Origin of the sequence: Neobacillus niacini, assembly GCF_031457145.1 — a bacterium.
Taxonomy (GTDB): Bacteria; Bacillota; Bacilli; order Bacillales; family Cytobacillaceae; genus Neobacillus; species Neobacillus niacini_J.
Genome location: NZ_JAVDVZ010000004.1, coordinates 341,915 through 359,569, shown reverse-complemented (window position 1 = coordinate 359,569; position 17,655 = coordinate 341,915). Strand labels below are relative to the sequence as shown.

Sequence of the window (17,655 nt, the reverse complement as noted above, 5' to 3'; positions counted from 1 at the left end):
TTGTCGAAATGGTAAATTTTTTTTCGACATACAGGGCATGATAAATGCGTGCCAATTAAAGACTGATAAAATTTTGAAATAAATATAAAAGAAAGAAGGAGATTAGAATGAAGGTAAGAATAATGACGATCATGCTAGGATTACTTCTAGCCATGCCAGGTTTCACTTCAGCGCATGTTCAGGTGTCGGATTCAAATCAAAAACCAACTCCACCAAAATCCCATGAAAAGGATGGAGAGAAGGGGTCGGAAGAAAGTGATTGTGATGAAAAACATGAGCATAACCATAAAAACTGGCAGGCAAAAATGGCTGAACGTGAACAAAAACTGCTAGTATGGGTTGATCAATTTACCCCTGATAAAAAAGCGGAGTGGACAAAGGTATTAGCGGAAAAAAAGGAATTACGAAATAAGTGGTTAAGTCCTGAAAATGCAGCGAGGCGAGAAAAGTGGAAGCAAGAAAAAATGGGGAAAATTCAGGAGTTAAAGAAACAATTAGACGAGGGAAAGATAACGAAAGAGGAATTTGTACAAAAGGCACATGGCGGAAAAGCGATGGGTCATTGGAAAACATTCCATGATTTAAAAGCTGCCGTTGAAGCGAAAAATGATAAGCAGGCTGCAGAACTTTTAAACCAATTGTTAGAACAGTCAAAACAGCACAACGAAAAGATAAAGGCAATGGTAGCGGAATAACGCTGGGAAAGTAAAAAGGTAATGAAAAAATGCAAGCTGCGTTTGCAGCTTGCATTTTTTCATTTATTTTTTCAAATCTACCTTTTCCTTTTGTACTTCTTTAAGGTCATCTTTGAACTCTTCTTTAATATCATTGGTTATTCCATCTGTAGCACGCTTGAATTCACGTATGGATTTACCGACAGCGCGACCAATTTCAGGCAGTTTATTCGGACCAAAGATAATTAAAGCAAGGACAAGTATTAAAATTAATCCGGGTATACCGATGTTTGAGAACATTCCCCAGCCTCCTAGTTAAATTTTTTATAGGCTTATAAGACTAAATTTGACTGGACGTAATGAAATAAGAGCTTGGCTGTATTTACAATCGATGATTCGTGTGTCCGTTCAAATGCATGGGAGGAATCAATCCCAGGACCGATTAAGCCATGAACGATATCGTGACCAGAGCGTATCGCTGCAGAGGCATCAGAGCCGTAGAAGGGATAGATATCTAATTTGTATTCAATATTGTTTTCTTCAGCAAGTCGTACTAAATTCTTACGGAGTCCATAGTGATAAGGTCCGCTTGCATCCTTCACGCAGATCGATACAGTATACTCATCAGTTGTTTGTCCATCACCTATTGCACCCATGTCAACCGCTAAATACTCCACCGTTTCTGGAGTAATATTGGAATTTCCTCCGTAACCAATTTCCTCATTATTAGAGATTAAGAAGTGGGTGGTGTAAGGTAACTGTATGTTTTCATTTTTTATTTGTTTTATCAATTGGAGTAAGATGGCGACACTTGCTTTATCATCTAAGTGACGGGATTTAATAAATCCACTAGGAGTAACTTCAACCCGTGGGTCAAATGAAACGAAATCTCCAACCTCAATTCCAAGTGCTCTAATATCCTCTGCATTATGTACTTTTTCATCGAGCCGAATTTCCATATTTTCTTGATTTCTCTCAGCTTTTCCAGCGTCTTTATAAACGTGGACAGAGGTTTGGTGCATTAAGATGGTTCCTGTGATTTTCTTCCCGCTGCTTGTTTCAATTTGGCAGTATTCTCCTTCAATTGAGTTATATTTAAAGCCCCCAATCAAATCAATTTTTAGCCTGCCGTTTGATTTAATCTCCTTAACCATTGCTCCGAGAGTATCGACATGTGCAGTAAGCATGCGGTGCTGGCTTGAATCCTGTCCTTCTATAGTTGCGATAAGTCCGCCTTTACGGTTCCTTTTTGTTTCAACTTTTAATTCTGCAAGATATTTTTCAACGTAGGAAATTACTTCATTTGTATTCCCAGATGGACTCGGAATCGACACTAAATCCACCAGTAATTTCATCGTTTCCTTTGTATTCTTGTCTGCCAAAGTTAAATCCCCTTTCTAAATATTATTCTTTCCTATTATAACATCTTACAGAAAAATCAATCGAAACAAAAATCTGCAACTTTTTTTATGGGCGTGCATAGTCTAGGTAGTGTTGGATGTTTCCGTAACAAGATAAAAAACTTGAGAAATTGGGAATAAAGGGAATAATTGGAAAAGTAAAATAATTATAAGCTAATGGGGGAGAAAAGTGACCAGAATAGAACTATATCACCAAAAAACGAAGCAAATTTCATGGAAGTGGCCATTTTTTTTCATACTAACCTTCATCATACTTACAGTGGGTTTTTTCGTGTTTCAGCATTATTATCAAAGTACAATAAAAATTGAATCGCCAGAAGAAAATGTTGGTTCCCAAGTGGTGATTCATCTTCCAGATGGAAAAGAGCTATTTACGTATGAAAATTATATTTTTGAAAAGGATGGAAGGACTTACTATAAGGGAGAGCGCAATACAATAGATGTAACAGGCGGTACGGTTACTTATGAAAATTGGGAGTAGCAAAGAAAAAGACTAGCTAGTCTTTTTTCTTTGGCTATTTAAACCAACCTTTTTTCTTGAACCATATTAGCATGGATAATCCAATAACACTCATTAACAAAAGAGAAAGGGGATAGCCATACTCCCATGATAATTCGGGCATGTTTTGAAAATTCATTCCAAAAATTCCTGCAATAAATGTTAACGGGGCAAAAATAGAAGTCATTATGGTTAGAACTTTCATCACATTATTTGTTTGGTGAGAATTTAAAGAAAGATAATTATCTCGTATGTCAGCAGTGATTTCTCTATTAGCCATCAGCATTTCCGATAATTTTAAAAGATGATCGTAGATGTCAGAGAAATATTCTTTCCGTTTAATAATGTGTTTCAAATGTTGAGAATTTAGCATTCGGTAGAGAAGATCACGCATTGGATTAACTGTATGCGTTAGATTTAATAACATATACCTAGTTTCAAATAATTCTTTTAATAAATTGTTCATTGGCTTATTAAGAGTGTTATCTTCAAGCTCATCTAATTTATCCTCAATGTTGTAAATAATCGGGAAGTAGTTGTCTACGATTTTGTCCAATATTTCATAGAAGACATGATGACTAGTAAATTTCTCAATGTTTTTCCGAGTCATTAATCGTTCCGCCACTTGGTCAACCTCCATTGAGGGCATAAGGTGGAAAGTCACGATAAAATTTTCTCCTACAAAAAAATCCAATTCTTCTTTTATGATTTCTTTTTCATCCTCACGAACAATATGCGTAATAAAGAAAGTATAGTCCTCGTAATAATCTAATTTAGGTCTTTGAGTTGTTTTATATAAACAATCTTCAATCGCTAATGGGTGGAATTGAAAAGTTTCTGCTAAATGTTTAACTTCATCATCATTTGGCTCATTTATATCAACCCAAAACCATTTATATTTAGTGAAATTTAGTTTATCAATAAAAGCCTGTTTTTCAATTTTATTTTCTTTCGTTATACCCATAAAGCTAATCATATTTAACACCTTTTTTCATACATAATGATTTTAAAAAATGCAATTCCTACCTTTATGATAACGAAAATGAACCGAATTTCAAAATTTGAATTACCTGGAATAAAAAAAGCATTCCATTTTACGGAATGCCTTTTTTTATTTCTAGACTGTCTGTTCGGATTTCTTCCTCATTGCTTGTGGAATATAAACACAGAATGGTTCACTTTCCATATAATCACCAGTTACTGCATATGTTCTTGAACGGGAACCGCCGCAAATTTTATTGAATTCGCAGACACCACATTTACCTTTATAATTGTCTGGTTGTCTTAGGTCCTTAAATACTTTTGCTTCGCGGTAAATTTCTGCTAACGGGGTATCACGGATGTTACCGCCAACGATTGGGAGCAAGCCGCTTGGCATTACATCGCCAATATGGTTAACGAATGCAAAGCCATTTCCATCATTTACACCTTTTGGAGCACGCTTTAAGCCATCGTGCATCGAAGCAAAATCAGTTGTGATCGAATCTTCGTAGCGAATTTCGCCTTTTTCAATAACATGATCACGCGCTTTCTCTTGTAAAACGACACGGCGGTAGTGTTGAGCAGCAGTTGTTTTGATGTCATAAGGTGCTGTCTTACTTAACTGATATAACCAGCGGAATACTTTTTCATGCTCTGCTGGCGTGATACAAGCATCCATTTGGCCTCTTCCGGTTGGAACAAGTAGGAAAATATACCACATTACAGCCCCAAGCTCTTCTACAAGTTTGGACATTTGCTCAAGGTGGTCATAATTGTAACGAGAGATAACGGTATTTATTTGTAAAGGCATTTTTAATTCATGTAAGTATTTAATTTTTTCAATTGTCAGGTCGAAAGATCCGGGAACTCCACGGAATTTATCGTGTATTTCTGCAGTTGGAGCGTCAAGGCTGAAGCCCCAGCGTGAAAGACCGACTTCCTTTGCACGTTCCATTCTTTCTTTTGTTACATTAGGTGTAGCACTCGGAGTCATGGAAACACGCATTCCTTTTTTAACTGCGTAATCAGCCAAATCAAAAAGGTCTTCCCTCATCATACAATCTCCACCTGAGAATACTAGCATTGGATTATCCATTTCATAGATTTGATCAAGTAAATTTATACCCTCTTCATGTGTTAATTCACGAGGATCTGGAGTTAGCTGGGCGTCTGCACGGCAGTGTACACACTTCAATTCACATGCTCGTGTTACTTCCCATATTACAATAAACGGGTTCACATCATAATCAATTCCTTTGCTCACACCATGAGGGTGGCCATTTGTATGAGGATGTCCCATTCCATGTGGATGCCCTTTACTTATTCCTTGCATTATCATCACCAAGATTCATTATATTTTTATTACTATTTAAAACCATTAAAAATGTATCTATAGGTTAATTATAATTTTCTCTTTTGGTTTTGGATGAAAGGATTGTTACAATATTTCATAAGGTTTGTTACAATATTTCTACATTCCTCTTTTCATAAGGAATTATTGGAACAATTTTCACCTAAAAACTACCAAAGGATTTGCGTATCTTAAAAAGTTGCTAGATAAATAGACTTAAAATCCTTATTTAATCTGGGTTTGCAGCGTTTCTAGCTATTGTTACATAAGGGTTTTCATTACCTGAATAGGGGCTTATTTCCATTTCATCCAACCTGGTCCAACCCATCTAGGCATTTATATTGGCGATAACAAATTCATCCACGCCGGAACATCAACGGGTGTAACGATTACGGATAGGAACAATCCATATTGGAAACCTCGATATTTAGGTGCTAGAACAGCATTTTAATAGATTGGAAAAACCTTTGTCTAACGATAAAGGTCTTTTTTTGTTCAAAAAATCAGACAATTTATGGTTTAAGTAAGGGGCATTTACCTTTATACTTAAGTAGAAAGAGTACTTCTTAAAGATTAGGAGTTAATGATGGGGAAAAGAATTCTGAGTATATCTATGTTAATCATAATCGTGACTATTGGTTTATTACAAAAAGATGAGTTACTTACTTTAATAAAAGAGGGTGGAATACTTTCCCTTTTTATTAGCATGCTGTTTGTAGCTATTTGCGTCTTTTTTCCTGTTATTCCTTTTCCTGTCCTAGCTGGTATCATTGGCAGTGTATTTGGAACCACTCAAGGAGTGATTGTGTCATTAACAGGTGCAATGGCTGGAACAATGGCTTTCTTTTTCTTAAGCAGGTATGGTTTTCGTGACTATGCACAGTCAAAGTTAATGACCAAACCAAAAATCCAGGAATACGAATCCTTTCTTAACCGTAATTCTTTCTTGGCTATCTTAACCTGCCGTTTGATTCCGATTATTCCTGCACCGGTTGTCAATATCATTTGCGGTTTAAGCAAGGTGAATGGGCTTGTTTTCTTTAGCGCTTCAACCATCGGTAAATTACCTAATATCCTAATCTTGTCTTACGCTGGGGCTTCTTTTAGCAGCAACAAGCTGTTTTCCTTTGGTTTATATGGCGGGTATATTCTTGTGATTTTTCTAATTAATTTTGTGGTCATGTACCGAAAAATGTCAAAGGGATCAGCAAACTAAACAATAAACTTAATAGGAAGATCTTTTCGCTCTTCCATAGTAACAATCTCTTTAAAAAAGCTTTTTAAAATAAACCATCTAGCTGGATAAGAATTAATAAATTCTTCCATAACTTGTGGAGAGAATTGGATGAAACAATCGAGATAGTTTCTATGTTTTTTTAGATCATGTAAAAGGGCATGAGGAATGGTGTAATAGTCGTATAGTTGGTGCGGATTCAACTTTACCACTTCGATTTTGTATTTTTGAAGGAAAGGCAGAATGGTTTGTTCTTGAAGTTTAAAGCTTTCTTCCTTTGAAAGACCGTTTATATTTATCCGATCATTGATAAAATAGATTCCCTTCATACCAAGGCACCTCTTTCAATTTAGTGATTGGTATTGTTATTGACAGGGAAGGCAGGAAGTATACTTCATTGTAAATAAGATAGTAAGATTTCAAAAAATTTGGAAGGTGAAGCTAATGTCTAGTTGGGAAAAGGATGGTTTTACTCTTAGTACGGATAAACAATATCTTGATAGCAATGTGATTCACCATTTTTTGAGTGCTAATTCATACTGGGCTAAAGGAATATCGATGGAAAAAGTAAAGAAGTCAATCGAAAAATCTTCGATATGTTTTGGGATGTACGAGGGAAACCCTGCAACTGGTGAAGCAAAGCAGATAGGCTTTGTTCGAGCGGTAACTGATTTTGTTAGGTTTGCATGGATTATGGATGTATTTGTTCTCCCTGAATATCGGGGCAGAGGACTATCAAAATGGATGATGGAAACCATGGTTGAGCAGTCAGAACTGAAAGAGGTTCGGAAAATGATGTTATGTACGTACGACGCACATGGTCTATATGAACAATACGGTTTTCAGACACTAGATGATCCCGAAATATTTATGGAAAGAAAAATATAACGGTTGCGAGTTAGGCTGTCTGCTATATATTAGTGGACAGCCAGTTTTATTGTATTTTTAGAAGCGATAAAAATTTTTGTATAAAAAATTACCCGGCAAAGTGCCGGGTATCGGATGGTATCTATAAAATAAAAGGGGCGGAGGTAGGTTCTTGTTATGGAACCTATAACTATCGCAAAGGAAAAATATGAACAAACTATGAAGGAATAGTTAAAATAATGGTAAATCTGTGGAGGGGAAAATAATGAAGGATTTCCATTGCTGTGCTACCTGCAGACATTTTCAAGCAGAGAAAAAATTAGATGGAATGGTTTATTTTTGCAGTCGGTTAGGATTCGAAACAAAAACAAATTATAAATTTAACTGTTGGAGTCCAAAAGAGAGCATAATAGAATTAATGGAGAAATTAAAGAAGTGATGAAAAGGAGTATAAGGTAATGGCAAATACACATGTATTTTCACGGAAAGAGGAGGTTGCCAATTCGATTACGCATGGGATTGGTGCAGCGCTAAGTATTGCCGCTTTGGTTATTTTGATTGTTTTTTCCTCCCTGTATGGAAATGCTTGGCACATTGTTAGCTTTACAATCTATGGAGTATCCATGTTCATTTTGTATATGTCCTCGACATTGGTACATAGTTTTCCAGAAGGGAAGGTCAAAGATCTATTTGAAATTTTTGACCATTCATCTATTTACCTATACATTGCTGGAACATACACACCATTCCTGCTCGTTGTGATTAGAGGTTCTTTAGGTTGGTCTTTATTCGGGATTGTTTGGGGATTAGCCATTGCCGGAACCGTATTTAAATGCTTTTTTGCAAAAAAATATCTTTTTACCTCGACCATTCTGTATGTTGTTATGGGCTGGATGATGGTTTTCGTATGGAATCCTTTAGCTGATAAACTCCCATCACAGGGGATGACTTTATTAATGATAGGAGGACTGCTCTATACGTTTGGAGCTGTTTTTTATGTATGGCGGGGCTTCCAATATCACCATGCCATATGGCACTTATTCGTAATCGCGGCAACTGTGCTACACTTTTTCTGTGTCTTGTTCTATGTATTGCCTATTCAATAGGGAAGCAATGTACAGCTCCTGCAAAAAAGTGTACAGTTTCAACAATAAAGTGTACAGCTTCTACAAAGAAGCATACAGTTTCAGTATAAAACCGTACATTTTCTACAATAAAGGCAAAAAGGCGTCTGGTCAGAAATATGCCAGACGCCTTTTTTGTTTAGTTTTTCTTCATTTCAAAGTAAGTATCCATAACTCTCCGACCGATTCGGAAGTTTGCTCCATTATCTGTAGTTCCTTGGTAGGCCCAAGGGACAATGACAGCCATGGCAACATCAGGATTGGAGCTTGGTGCGTATGTGACTAAACTTAGGTTCATAACGGGTGGTGGTTCCTTCCCGAACTTAGCGCGTTCTGGACCATCATAAAACGCCTCCGCTGTTCCAGTTTTTCCGGCGGGAGAGTAGGATACACCTGCAAACCGTCTAAAGGCTGTTCCACCCGGCTCTTGATAAACCTTTCTAAAGCCTAATTGAACCCGTTCCATCCAGCCCGGTTGGGTATCAATGGTATTTAGAACAGTAGGTTGAATCTCCTGGAATACAGGTCCAAGTTGGTCTGTATCATCGATTGGCTCACGGATTTCTTTGACAATATGTGGCTTCATTCGATTGCCGCCATTGGCAATCGTTGAAATATACTGCGCTAATTGCATCGGGGAATAAGTGTCATACTGTCCAATGACTAAGTCCATGATATGTCCTGGCAGCTTGCTTGTTCCCTTTAAACCACTTGATTCGTTTGGAAGGTCAATCCCAGTCCTAGTTCCAAGGCCAAAGCTTGCAAAAGAATTTCTAATAATTTCACCTGTGTTTGAAGCAAGATTTAACGGCTGATCAAATTGGTAATTTCCTTTACCAATTCTAATTGCTGTATGGAACATATAAACGTTTGAAGACAATTTTAAGGCATCCACGTCATTTAATGTGCCTAAATATGAATATGACTGTTTAATAGGGGTATCCTTAATTTTTATCCCTTGATCATTAATTGGAGTGCCCGGTTTAATGACCCCTGTCTTAAAGCCTGTTAAAATGGTTGCACCTTTCACGGATGAGCCGACATTGTAAGTAGTGGTAATCGTACCTAGAGCATCATCCTGCATTTCTAATTTCCCCGTTTCAGAATTTTTAATGATTCTTTTACCAGCCATAGTTAAGACTGCACCATTATTCGGATCCATTAAAACGACATAGGCGCGATCCAAAAGAGCGGTATTAGGAGTTTGCTTCAAGGCCCAAAGCTCTTCTTCGATGATTTTCTCTACGGCCATTTGTAAATCCATATCAACAGTAAGGACAAGGTCTTTCCCTCTTTTTCCGTCAGAGACAACTTCTGTTTCAATGACATTCCCTTGCTTATCTGTTACTGTTTTAACCTTCGATTTGTGTCCATGAAGGATGTCTTCATATTGTAGCTCAAGCTGGCTTTTTCCAACTCTGTCATTACGGTTATACCCAAGTGATAAGAAATGATCTAGTCGATCTGCCGGAAGTCCTTCTTCTGTTTTTGTAACGTTACCTAGAATCGATTTTAATGTTTGGTCAAATGCATATGATCGATCCCAGTCTGTGGTCGTATCAACACCAGGGAGCATTTGCAGATTTTCACTAACAATCGCAAACTCCTCAGGCGTAACATCTTCATTTTTGACAATTTGCGGGGTGAATTTATAGCCGCTTGAAAATTCACGATAGATGGCGAGCACTTCTAGTTCTTCAGGGGTAAATTGAGACAATTCCTCCTCGGTAATTCGATCAAGCTTTAGTTTATAAAGATCATTATCTTTTAATTTTTTTGCTTTAAATAAAGCGTTTTCTTTTTCAGTGATTTTTGTATCGGCTTTTTCGGGATTCTTAAGGATCCAAAAATCCTTTTTATCTCTCGCCGTCACTTTATCGGGATTTTTAACGATCAATTGTGCTAACTTTTCTGCTGTCTCAAGCATCTCTTTCTGACTTGCGCCCATATTGGTAAAGGTTATCGCCCGTTTCGGTACATTATCAACGATCACTCTGTGTTTACTATCAAACATTTTCCCTCTCGGTACAGGATTATTGATGGTAATATCTTCTTTTCTTTCTAATTCACGTTTGAAATTTTCCCCATAGACAATCTGAACAAATCCTAACCGCAAAATCAGAATGGAAAATAACATAAAAACGCTGAAAAATAGCAGGTTTAAGCGAAACGGGAAATGTGATTTTTTCTTTTTCTTTTTCTCCAACTGCTGACACATCCTTTTCAACTAACAAGAGCGATGTTCCATCGTTAGTATGCTTAATAAATATATGTAATTATTTATTATTTTACGGTAATATTCTCAAAAATGTAAAGGATTTCCTACTAATTCAATATGTAATCTATAAAATATAAAAAAATAATTTGAAGTCAATGGTCTCATGGTGGAGAACGTTTACATTTATTTTACGGGGAATTTTGTTATTGACACAATGACGCCAATATCATATATTACTAGTAATAAAATATTTCCTTTTAAAGGGGAGTAGCTGGACAATAAAGTCGTCATTCCGAGAAACATGTTTCTCCGGCTTTATTGGCAACGTGATGTTGTTAGCAAGACCTTTACTGCATAGTGGTAAAGGTCTTTTTGTTTGCTTTTTTAAGCCTTTACCACTGGAGAAAGTTCAACTTTTTCCTTGGTAAAGGCTTTTTTATTTGCAGCAGAGGGATATTTTAGACAAAACTTACTTTCTAGGAGGACTTATTGATGGACTTTTCTCTATTGCTGGAATACGGATGGGTGCTACTTGTACTAATTGCATTGGAAGGGTTGTTAGCTGCAGATAATGCTTTAGTACTTGCAATTATGGTGAAGCATTTACCTGAAGAAGATCGAAAGAAAGCTTTATTTTATGGATTAGCTGGTGCGTTTGTATTCCGATTTGTTTCTCTCTTTGTCATTTCGTTCCTGGTGGATGTGTGGCAAGTTCAAGCCATAGGAGCATTATATCTTTTATTTATGGCAATCAACCATATTGTTCGTAAAGTGGCTATTAAAGGAAAACCGGGAAGTAATCAGAATGAGAAGCCTGTTAAGAAAAGTGGATTTTGGACTACCGTTTTTAAAGTCGAATTAGCAGATATAGCATTTGCGGTAGATTCCATCTTAGCAGCTGTAGCACTTGCAGTTGTGCTTCCAGAGACACCGCTGCCTAATATCGGAGGACTTGACGGCGGGAAATTTTTAGTTATTTTTGCCGGTGGGATTATCGGTCTAATTATCATGCGTTTTGCAGCGAATCAATTTGTTAAGTTATTAGAAAGAAGACCTGGTCTAGAAATCGCTGCTTTCGCTATTGTTGGCTGGGTGGGCGTAAAGCTTGCCGTATACACACTTTCACATCCATCACTTGCAGTTTTAAGTGAAGAATTTGCGCATTCAACTGAATGGAAGTTAACATTTTATGGTGTATTAGTTGCAATTGCTGCTGCAGGTTGGTTCTTATCAAAGGATCAGGTAATAGAAGAGGGTAAAATTGATACAAAAGTCTCATAATATACTCTCAATAAAGGAAAACTTAGAATAGGAAGATTTGATGGGAAGCTGCATTTAATGGAAATGCAGCTCCTTTCAGTAAAAAGCGATGATTAGGGGAATGAATAACCTATACATACATTTATTATGGAGGTGTAAACCTTACATCATGTAAGGTCAGCTATTGACAATTATAAATCTTTTTTTAATTGCGTTACTAATTGCGCTAACTGGATTTTTCGTTGCTACTGAATTTGCTATCGTAAAAGTAAGGGGATCAAGAATTGAACAGTTAATAGCAGAAGGCAAAAAAGGGGCAGATGCGGCAAAACATGTGACCACACACCTGGATGAATATTTATCCGCCTGTCAGCTTGGAATAACAGTTACGGCATTAGGTCTCGGCTGGCTGGGGGAACCAACGGTTGAAAGTTTGTTGTTCCCATTATTTAAGAGGATGGAGTTAAATGAAGCAATATCCCATGTTTTATCGTTCGGAATAGCCTTTGCTTCTGTTACCTTTTTACATGTTGTCATTGGTGAGTTAGCTCCTAAAACAATAGCAATCCAGAGGGCGGAACAAATTACACTAGCGACGGCTAAACCATTGATTTGGTTTTATAAAATTATGTATCCATTTATATGGGTATTAAATCATTCTGCTCGAGTACTTGCGGGTTGGTTTGGATTCAAAGCTGTTTCTGAAAATGAAATAGGTCTTTCGGAAGAAGAACTGCGAATCCTTCTGTCAGAAAGCTATGAAAGTGGCGAGATTAATAAAAGTGAATTAGAGTACGTAAATAATATTTTTGAATTCGACGAAAGAATTGCAAAAGAAATCATGGTACCTAGAACGGAAATGATTACGATTGATATGAACGATAGTATTGAAACTGTGAGAGAAATCATCAAAAAAGAAAAGTATACACGATATCCAGTTGTCATGGATGGTGATAAGGATAATATTTTAGGACTAATAAATATAAAGGAAATTTTAACTCAAGAAATTACTAAAGAAGAACTTTTGAAAAATACGACCTTAAAACCAATTTTAAAGCCAGTTATCCGAGTTATTGAAACGATTCCAATTCATGACTTATTAGTGAAAATGCAAAAGGAACGGTCACATATGGCGATTCTTCTTGATGAATATGGCGGGACATCGGGGTTAGTAACGGTTGAGGATATTTTAGAGGAAATCGTCGGAGAGATACGAGATGAATATGACATGGATGAAGTAGCAGAAATACGAAAAATAAATCATGATCATTACCTATTCAATGCTAAAGTATTGGTAGGTGAAGTAAATGATATGCTTGGGACAAATTTATCGGATGAAGAAATGGATACGATAGGCGGCTGGTTTCTAACACGAAATTTTGATGCTAAAAAGGGAGATGAAATTGAAGAGGAGGGGTTCATTTTTACTGTTAAGGACATTCAAGGACATCATATTTTGTTTATTGAAGCCAAGAAGGTTTTTAATGAAGAAAGAAAACCAAAGACAAGCAGTTCCTCCTAATGGTGGAATCGCTGGTCTTTTTTAAAGTATAATGATGTTCATAATGAAAATGTCAAGAATAATGGGTGGTATTTGCAGAAAAAGTTTGACAATTTTGTGAACACGGTTAATAATTAATAATATAGAGAAAGGGGATACGTTGTTATGGTGAAAAGAGAGAAATTTTTAAATGCAGTGACATATGTTGGTTTAACCATTCTTACTATTGGAATTCTGGCATTTATTTTAGGATTACTTGTAACCGGTTTCAATATCTTAGTTCCGATTGGAATCGGTACAGTTGTAGGTGCTGTCTTTATCTTTTTGATTGGTGTCTTTTTGGTCGTGACAGAAGAAATGTTAGAGAAATCAAATAGGGGAACAAAGGTAGTTCCCTTTAACTCAAAAAAAGGAGCACCTTTGCAATAACGGGTTCGATATAGGCTGTAAGAAGTAATAGACAGAACATTTTTAGCGTGAGTTCAAATTAGAATTCATGCTTATATTTTTGAGATAGCAATACTTATATGAAACCCTATTATGAAATCGCTTTCACGAAATTCAGAAAACTGCTTGACTACGATGAAATATTTAATATAATGAATATTACCACTATCATTACGTAGTTTCGAAATATAAATAGTTTTGTGCAGCTCCGGCTATTCCCTCAAAAAAAAGTGCTCCTAAAAGGAACACTCAACGGTTATTATTTAAAAAATCAGTTAGATCTGTCAGCCAGCCAATTGCTAATAGTCGGATACGTGATTTTTACTGCCTTACTACCAAAGGTAATTGACGTATGACCTACAGGTAGATTCATATATTGTTTATCCTTACTCGATATAGAATCCATCAATGCTTCTACCATGTGTGGCTGGGCAATCAGGTCATGTTGTCCGGAAAGATTTAGGACATTGGCTTTAATATTTTTTAATTCTACTTTATGACCACGAACTACAAGTTCACCTTTAATCAGCTTGTTTTTCTGGTAGAAATCTCTAATCCACTGACGATAGGCCTCACCAGGGAATGGAATGCCATCATTCAACCATTTTTGCAGAAGTTTAAAGCTAGTAATAAACTTTTCATTATCCGCGCGATCGACAAGACTCACATAAGGTCCATAAATGTTGGCCATAGGTTTCATTAATTTATTCCCCATGTCAATCATTTCAGGTGGTACAACACCAAGTGTATCTACTACTTTATCAATATCAAAAAATTGCTCATCAAGCATTTCACCGTAGGGGCCCGTATTCTCAAAATCAAACGGACTTGTCATAAACACAAGATTACGGATAGGTAATTCTGGGTGCAATGCTGCAAAAATAGATGTCATCGTACCGCCCATACAATATCCGAGAAGAGACACTTCGTCAACATTAGATTTTTTCATTACTTTTTTAACAGCCCGAGGAATATAGTCCATAATGAAATCATCAAGTTTCATATTGCGGTCTTCTAATCCGGGTGTACCCCAATCTAGCAGGTAGACATCATAACCCTGGTTTACTAGGTATTCTATTAAACTGCCACCTTTAGTTAAATCCAAGACATATGGTTTATTAATAAGGGCATAGACCATGAGTAATGGAATCTTATGTTTTTTCGGTTGGTCAGAAATATAGCGGTAAAGCTTCGTCTTATTTCTAGTCCAAATTACTTCTTTTGGTGTTGGAGCCACCTCTGGTTCTGGATCAGTGGTTAGCACCTGAGAAGCCCTATTTACCCGATTAAGTGTTTTTTGATATTCCTCAGGAAAGAATTGGGCATACTTTTCCCATTCATTTTTCGTAAGAACGTTAATAACGGTTCACTCCTTACATCATTTATTAATTTAAGTATTCAGGACAAACTTACATGTAAAGTCCGCCATTAATATTTAATTGCTGTCCAGTAATATAGTCTCCATCTTTACATAGGAACACGACACCGCGCGCGATTTCTTCAGGTTTTCCTAAACGTTTTTGTGGGACCTTTGCCACGATACTTTCTAGAACCTTTTCCGGAATTGCATTAACCATTTCGGTTCCGATAAATCCAGGGCAAATTGAGTTTACCGTAACATTGCTTCTCGCAAGCTCAAGTGCAAGTGATTTGGTGTAACCAATAATGCCTGCTTTTGCAGCCGCATAGTTTGTTTGACCGAATCCACCAGCCTGACCAATTATGGATGAAATGTTAATAATGCGACCTGCATCAGATTCCTGAAGGTAAGGTAAAGCCGCAGATGTTGTATTGTAAACACTGTTTAAATTAACATCAATTACTTTTCTCCAGTCTACCTCAGTAAGCTTTTTAAATGTACTGTCTCTTGTAATTCCAGCATTATTCACTAGGATATCTAATCTTCCAAAATGCTCTACTGTCGCATGAATGAGATAGTTAGCTTGCTCACTGATTGAAACATCCGCTTGAACAATCAAGGCTTCTCCGCCAAATTCATTTATTTCAGCGACCATTTTTTCGGCCAATTCTTTTCGGGTAACATAATTAACAACAATTTTCACACCATTTTTAGCTAACTCCAATGCAATCGATGCGCCGATGCCTCTACTTCCGCCTGTTACGATTGCTACTTTATCTCTAAGTTCTGTCATCTTAATGCCTCCAATTATATTAAATAAATTCAATTATGTTACTAATGATTAAACCAGATAAATGGCTTGACTTCTCGCAAATGGCAAGGTCTATTTTGAAACTTCAGAAACTTTTAATTGAGTAAGAATTTGATTCAGTTTACTATCAAAATTTTTCATATCCTTTTTGAGTGCAGCTAATTCCTGTTTGAAACTTGCAGGGTCTACTTGATTTGAGTTGCTATCTTCCAACAATTCTTCCAAGTTATCGACTTTAGCGTCAACATTAACAACTAAAGAAGATAGATTCGCAAGATCATTACGAGATGGTAGATTGACTAATTCTAAATACTTCTCTGTACTTTCATCAATTAACTTTTTGTACATCAGATTCATTTCCATTACTTGAGCAATTCCATTGGATGGAAAATTCTCCTTAATTGATTCATCAAAAAAGCTGCTGGATTTTTCATAGTAATCTTTCCAAATATCAAAAAGGTTTGTTTCTAAATTCATTGTTATTCCTCCCTAAATGTTTTAATAGACATTTCTATCATACTAATTACTAGTAAAGAATATAAGGGGAAATATTCAAAATTATCGCAAAATAATACTACATTTTTTGACAATCTTCAACACGAACTGCGCGGCGATTTGACATATTTTTTACTAGCTGTAAATTACACATATAGGTACTATTTTTATATTAAAATAATAGAATTGTTCTTTTTTAGATTAAATATGAATAATATAAATTGTCGTGTTGAAAACATCTTACCATCTGCTTTAAGATCAATTAAATTTTAAAAAGGGGTGGGGTAAAATGAAATTTTCGGGTAAAGTGGTTCTGATTACTGGGGGCGCTCAGGGCATAGGGAAAGAAACGGCAAAACAATTTCTTCAAGAGGGCGCAAGGGTAGTGATTTGTGATTATGATGAATCAGCCGGCAGCAATGCGCTTGAGGAACTAAAATCTGAGCATGTGACCTTTTTGCAGGTGGATGTCACAGACAGCTCCCAAATTGAAGAAATGGTCCAAACAACCATTGGAATGCACGGCAGAATTGATGTTTTAATCAATAATGCCGGGATTACTTTGGATGGGTTTCTCACAAAAATGAAGGAAACCGACTGGGAAAAGGTTATTGCTGTTAACTTATCCGGAGTATTTAAATGTACCAAAGCGGTTGCTCCCATCATGTTAAACCAGGGGTCCGGAGTGATACTTAACGCATCTTCTGTAGTGGGATTATACGGAAATATTGGCCAAACAAATTATGCAGCCACAAAGGCAGGAGTCATAGGCTTAACAAAAAGCTGGGCAAAAGAATTCGGGCCAAAAGGTATAAGGGTAAATGCCGTTGCACCGGGTTTCATTGAAACTGGGATGACCGCAGCGGTACCGGAGAAAATTCTCAATGTCATGAAGGAAAAAACACCTCTTAAGAAGCTTGGAAAACCAGCAGATATTGCGGCAGCGTACCTGTTTCTAGCATCTGATCAAGCCAATTACATTAATGGAACTATTTTAAGTGTAGATGGTGGTTTGGTAATTTAACGATAATCTCAAGTCAATACCTTCAGGTTGTAAGTTATTTTTGGAGTAATAACTATTTCAAAAAAGTTCTTTCAATATTTATATATTATTAATAATAAGTGATATGGATTTTATTAAATGGGACATTTGTCGAAAAAAGTCTAAAAAATTATTAGCAAGAATTGGCCGACTGGAAATTTATTTCCTATCGGCCAAATTCTTTTTCCGGAGGTCGACTGCTAGTTTACTTATAATTAAAGGCTGTTTTCGTAACAATTGTTGTTAAAATCTTAAAGCCGATTTTAACGTGAAAATAGTTATTTTTCGCCTTTGAATTTAGTTTGCAAGCTCTTTTCTTATTAAATTTATGCTGTTTTCTGCGAAAATACAGCAGAATCATTTAATTTTC

General features: G+C 36.4%; 19 protein-coding genes and 1 pseudogene. 11 read left to right on the top strand and 9 right to left on the bottom strand.

Annotation, left to right across the window (positions count from 1 at the left end; translation table 11 throughout):
• The first annotated feature begins 107 nt into the window (after nt 1–107).
• Entirely contained in the window at nt 108–695 is a 588-nt protein-coding gene (locus tag J2Y03_RS13090; RefSeq protein ID WP_310194769.1) for a hypothetical protein, read from the top strand.
• Between the two features lie 63 nt (nt 696–758).
• Here the strand turns inward: J2Y03_RS13090 and tatA are convergent, their stop codons facing one another.
• Together tatA and J2Y03_RS13080 are read right to left on the bottom strand one after the other, a co-directional pair.
• A complete protein-coding gene (gene tatA, locus J2Y03_RS13085) occupies nt 759–974 on the bottom strand; it encodes a twin-arginine translocase TatA/TatE family subunit (protein ID WP_310194766.1) in 216 nt (71 codons plus the stop codon).
• Between the two features lie 32 nt (nt 975–1,006).
• Nucleotides 1,007–2,029 (bottom strand): M42 family metallopeptidase, encoded by a 1,023-nt coding sequence (locus J2Y03_RS13080; protein WP_310194954.1) that lies wholly within the window; start codon nt 2,027–2,029, stop codon nt 1,007–1,009.
• Nucleotides 2,030–2,264: 235 nt separating this feature from the next.
• Between J2Y03_RS13080 and J2Y03_RS13075 the strand changes: the two genes are divergently transcribed.
• Nucleotides 2,265–2,576, top strand: coding sequence for a hypothetical protein (locus tag J2Y03_RS13075; RefSeq protein ID WP_310194764.1), 312 nt, complete (start codon nt 2,265–2,267; stop codon nt 2,574–2,576).
• Between the two features lie 34 nt (nt 2,577–2,610).
• On the opposite strand, the gene corA is transcribed toward J2Y03_RS13075, so the two are convergent.
• Together corA and J2Y03_RS13065 are read right to left on the bottom strand one after the other, a co-directional pair.
• Nucleotides 2,611–3,570, bottom strand: a complete 960-nt coding sequence (gene corA, locus J2Y03_RS13070; protein ID WP_310194953.1) for a magnesium/cobalt transporter CorA — start codon at nt 3,568–3,570, stop codon at nt 2,611–2,613.
• 141 nt (nt 3,571–3,711) lie between these two features.
• Nucleotides 3,712–4,875, bottom strand: coding sequence for a TIGR04053 family radical SAM/SPASM domain-containing protein (locus tag J2Y03_RS13065; protein WP_310194951.1), 1,164 nt, complete (start codon nt 4,873–4,875; stop codon nt 3,712–3,714).
• Nucleotides 4,876–5,233: 358 nt separating this feature from the next.
• On the opposite strand from J2Y03_RS13065, the pseudogene J2Y03_RS13060 reads away from it, so the two are divergent.
• Together J2Y03_RS13060 and J2Y03_RS13055 are read left to right on the top strand one after the other, a co-directional pair.
• Nucleotides 5,234–5,377, top strand: a pseudogene (locus J2Y03_RS13060) (NlpC/P60 family protein); the annotation flags it as partial.
• A gap of 135 nt (nt 5,378–5,512) precedes the next feature.
• Nucleotides 5,513–6,142: a TVP38/TMEM64 family protein gene (locus J2Y03_RS13055; RefSeq protein WP_310194761.1), complete on the top strand. Its 630-nt coding sequence runs from the start codon at nt 5,513–5,515 to the stop codon at nt 6,140–6,142.
• Here the strand turns inward: J2Y03_RS13055 and J2Y03_RS13050 are convergent.
• On the bottom strand, nt 6,139–6,489 hold the full coding sequence (locus J2Y03_RS13050) for a hypothetical protein (protein ID WP_132090818.1): 351 nt from the start codon (nt 6,487–6,489) through the stop codon (nt 6,139–6,141). The two genes, J2Y03_RS13055 and J2Y03_RS13050, sit on opposite strands and share 4 nt — an antisense overlap.
• A gap of 115 nt (nt 6,490–6,604) precedes the next feature.
• Between J2Y03_RS13050 and J2Y03_RS13045 the strand changes: the two genes are divergently transcribed.
• The 3 genes from J2Y03_RS13045 (at nt 6,605) to trhA (ending at nt 8,133) form a co-directional block, all read left to right on the top strand.
• Nucleotides 6,605–7,048: a GNAT family N-acetyltransferase gene (locus tag J2Y03_RS13045; RefSeq protein WP_310194758.1), complete on the top strand. Its 444-nt coding sequence runs from the start codon at nt 6,605–6,607 to the stop codon at nt 7,046–7,048.
• 244 nt (nt 7,049–7,292) lie between these two features.
• Nucleotides 7,293–7,466, top strand: coding sequence for a hypothetical protein (locus tag J2Y03_RS13040; RefSeq protein ID WP_165903095.1), 174 nt, complete (start codon nt 7,293–7,295; stop codon nt 7,464–7,466).
• 19 nt (nt 7,467–7,485) lie between these two features.
• Complete coding sequence (trhA, locus tag J2Y03_RS13035) at nt 7,486–8,133, top strand: PAQR family membrane homeostasis protein TrhA (RefSeq protein ID WP_310194757.1); 648 nt, start codon at nt 7,486–7,488, stop codon at nt 8,131–8,133.
• A gap of 157 nt (nt 8,134–8,290) precedes the next feature.
• Here the strand turns inward: trhA and J2Y03_RS13030 are convergent, their stop codons facing one another.
• Nucleotides 8,291–10,357: a peptidoglycan D,D-transpeptidase FtsI family protein gene (locus J2Y03_RS13030; RefSeq protein ID WP_310194754.1), complete on the bottom strand. Its 2,067-nt coding sequence runs from the start codon at nt 10,355–10,357 to the stop codon at nt 8,291–8,293.
• A gap of 504 nt (nt 10,358–10,861) precedes the next feature.
• On the opposite strand from J2Y03_RS13030, the gene J2Y03_RS13025 reads away from it, so the two are divergent.
• The 3 genes from J2Y03_RS13025 (at nt 10,862) to J2Y03_RS13015 (ending at nt 13,559) form a co-directional block, all read left to right on the top strand.
• Complete coding sequence (locus J2Y03_RS13025) at nt 10,862–11,650, top strand: TerC family protein (RefSeq protein WP_132090806.1); 789 nt, start codon at nt 10,862–10,864, stop codon at nt 11,648–11,650.
• Nucleotides 11,651–11,813: 163 nt separating this feature from the next.
• Nucleotides 11,814–13,151, top strand: coding sequence for a hemolysin family protein (locus tag J2Y03_RS13020; protein WP_310194751.1), 1,338 nt, complete (start codon nt 11,814–11,816; stop codon nt 13,149–13,151).
• A gap of 144 nt (nt 13,152–13,295) precedes the next feature.
• On the top strand, nt 13,296–13,559 hold the full coding sequence (locus J2Y03_RS13015) for a hypothetical protein (RefSeq protein ID WP_310194749.1): 264 nt from the start codon (nt 13,296–13,298) through the stop codon (nt 13,557–13,559).
• A gap of 289 nt (nt 13,560–13,848) precedes the next feature.
• Here J2Y03_RS13015 and phaC read toward each other — a convergent pair whose 3' ends face one another.
• From phaC to J2Y03_RS13000, 3 genes are all read right to left on the bottom strand, one after another.
• Nucleotides 13,849–14,937, bottom strand: a complete 1,089-nt coding sequence (gene phaC, locus J2Y03_RS13010; protein WP_310194950.1) for a class III poly(R)-hydroxyalkanoic acid synthase subunit PhaC — start codon at nt 14,935–14,937, stop codon at nt 13,849–13,851.
• A gap of 49 nt (nt 14,938–14,986) precedes the next feature.
• Nucleotides 14,987–15,730: a 3-oxoacyl-ACP reductase gene (locus J2Y03_RS13005; RefSeq protein WP_310194747.1), complete on the bottom strand. Its 744-nt coding sequence runs from the start codon at nt 15,728–15,730 to the stop codon at nt 14,987–14,989.
• Nucleotides 15,731–15,820: 90 nt separating this feature from the next.
• Nucleotides 15,821–16,225 (bottom strand): hypothetical protein, encoded by a 405-nt coding sequence (locus J2Y03_RS13000; protein ID WP_132090792.1) that lies wholly within the window; start codon nt 16,223–16,225, stop codon nt 15,821–15,823.
• A 307-nt stretch (nt 16,226–16,532) separates the two neighbouring features.
• Between J2Y03_RS13000 and fabG the strand changes: the two genes are divergently transcribed.
• Nucleotides 16,533–17,267 carry a 3-oxoacyl-ACP reductase FabG gene (gene fabG, locus J2Y03_RS12995; protein ID WP_310194743.1) on the top strand — a complete coding sequence of 245 codons (735 nt, stop codon included), beginning with the start codon at nt 16,533–16,535 and terminating at the stop codon, nt 17,265–17,267.
• The last annotated feature ends 388 nt before the right edge of the window (nt 17,268–17,655 follow it).